At 68.4% G+C, this 2,414-nt stretch carries 1 protein-coding gene; it reads left to right on the forward strand.

The window, feature by feature from the left end; translation table 11 throughout:
• Nucleotides 1-69 precede the first annotated feature (69 nt).
• Nucleotides 70-2,414 (forward strand): EAL domain-containing protein (locus VLR48_RS17005; RefSeq protein ID WP_325292931.1); only part of this gene is annotated, 2,345 nt, incomplete at its 3' end.

Here is a 2,414-nt window from a genome sequence, read left to right on the forward strand (position 1 = left end):
CGAGGACGTCACCCCCCCCCCCGGGGGATCACCTGAACCAACCGATGCCCCGCCCCCCGAGGCCCGGCCATGAGCGACCCCCATGATCTCGAAGCAAACAAAGATCCGGGCGAGCGGGTCGTCGCAGGCATCCCGCCGCGCGCGCCCTCCCGCGAGGAGATCTCGGCACGGCTGCGTCGAGAGGCCGAAGCGCGTCTGCCGACACCCGACGAGCCGGCACTCCCGGCACTCGCACCCGATGAGGCCGAACGCCTGATCCATGAGCTGCAGGTGCATCAGATCGAGCTCGAGCTGCAGAACGACGAGCTGCTGCGCACCCAAGAGGCGTTGGAGAGCGCCCGGTCGCGCTACTTCGATCTCTACGATCTGGCGCCGATCGGCTACGTGACCCTGACCGAAGAGGGCATGATCCGGGAGGCCAACCTCGCCGCCGCGACCCTGCTCGAAGCCCAGCGTGTCGGCCTGGTCGGTCGTCCGCTGACCCGGTTCATCCTCCCGGAAGACCAGGACATCCTCTATCGGAGCCTGCATCGGCTGCGGAGCACCCGCGAGCCCCAGACCTGCGAGCTGCGGCTGCGCACGACGCAGGGCGCCGCGCGCTGGGTCCGTCTCGACAGCGCTCTCGAGCCGCATCGGATGGGCAATCAAGGCCACTGGCGGGCCACCCTGAGCGACATCAAGGCGAGTAAAGAGGGCGAGCAGCGGCTGCTCGACGCCCAAGCGCGGTTGAAACGGGTGGCGGGGATCGCCGATGTCGGCTTCCTGGAGTGGTATCCGCGCACCGGCACCGTACTCCTGCAAGCCGCAGTACACTCCCCGACGAGCGATGCGCAGGACGCCGCGGCGCCGCAGAACCTGGACGCTTGGCTGGCCCGGCTGCATCCGGAGGATCGCGAGCCGGTCCGCACCGCCTTCACCCGCTTCGCCACCGACTGCGAGGCGTCCACTGAGATCCACTATCGCCAACACAGCGAGAGCGAGGACTACCTCTGGTTCGCGGCCTATCTGGAGCCGATCATCGATGATTGGGGCCTGCTCGATCGGGTCCTTATCGTTCACCAGGACGTGACCCAACGCAAGGAATCCGAGGAGCGTGCACTGCACTTGGTGCAACACGACCCCTTGACCGGGTTGCCGGGCCGAAGCCTGCTCGCGCCGATGGCCGCGCAGATGCTTGCCGGCGCCGGGCGCGCGGGTAAACGCCTGGCGGTCTTGTTCGTCGACCTGGACCGGTTCAAGGCCATCAACGACGACTTCGGACACGCGGTCGGCGACGAGGTGCTGCGGCAGACCGCGCAACGCCTGCGCGCAGCCTTCCGCGCCGACGACCTGGTGGCCCGACTCGGCGGAGACGAGTTCGTGGTCGTCCTGGCCAACATCCGGGACGAAGACGACGCCGCGACCGCCGCCGGCACCGCCGTCGCCGCGCTCTCGCGCCCTTACCCGGTCGCCGAGCAGGAATTGTCCTGTGTGCCCAGCATCGGGATCAGCCTCTACCCGGACGACGCCGCGACGATCGACGCCCTCATCAAATGCGCGGATCTGGCCATGTACCATGCCAAACAGGTCAGTCCGGGGCAGTTTCAGTTCGCCACGGCCGCGCTCGAGCGCCAGTCGCGCGCCGTCACGGTACTGAATGACGGCCTGCGCGAGGCGATGTCGCACAACGGGTTTCGCCTCCTCTACCAACCGGCGCTCGATCTGCGCAGCGGCGCCGTCATCGGGGTCGAAGCACTGCTGCGGTGGCCGCAAGCCGACGGCAGCGAGATCGCACCTTTGGTGTTCCTGCCGATCGCCGAATCGATCGGACTCATCCACGACCTCGGTGCCTGGGTGCTCCGAGAGGTCTTGCGCCAGCATCGCGCTTGGCTGGCCGAGGGATTGCCGCCGATCGCCGTGACGGTGAATGTCTCGGCGCGCCAGTTCCGCCATCAGTCGTTTCTTCAGCGCATCACGGACGCACTGCGCGACGGCGGGGTGGACCCGGCCCTGGTGTCCCTGGCGCTGGGCGAGGCCACGCTGCTGCAGGACACCTCGACCTCGCGCCGCCTTCTGGACAAGCTGCATGCGCTCGGGGTGCGGGTGGCACTGGACGACTTCGGCCTCGGATCCTCCTGCCTCGGCGAGATCAAAGACCTGCCGTTGGACGCCCTGGAGATCAACCGGACCCTGGTGCAGGGCTTGGACGACGGGCGCCGCGCGCCGGCCATCGTCGAGACCATCGTGCGTCTCGGCCACGCCATGCAGATCAAGGTCACCGCGATCGGCGTCGAAACCGAACCGGAGCTCGGCGCCGTGCGCGATCTGGGCTGCGACCGGGCACAGGGGTTCTATCTGGGCAAACCCATGACGGGCGACGAGCTCGCCGACTGGTATCGCCACCGGCTGCCTGTTCCCGGAAGCGACCCGTGCCT

Origin of the sequence: Thiocapsa sp. (genome assembly GCF_035467215.1) — a bacterium.
GTDB lineage: Bacteria > Pseudomonadota > Gammaproteobacteria > Chromatiales > Chromatiaceae > Thiocapsa.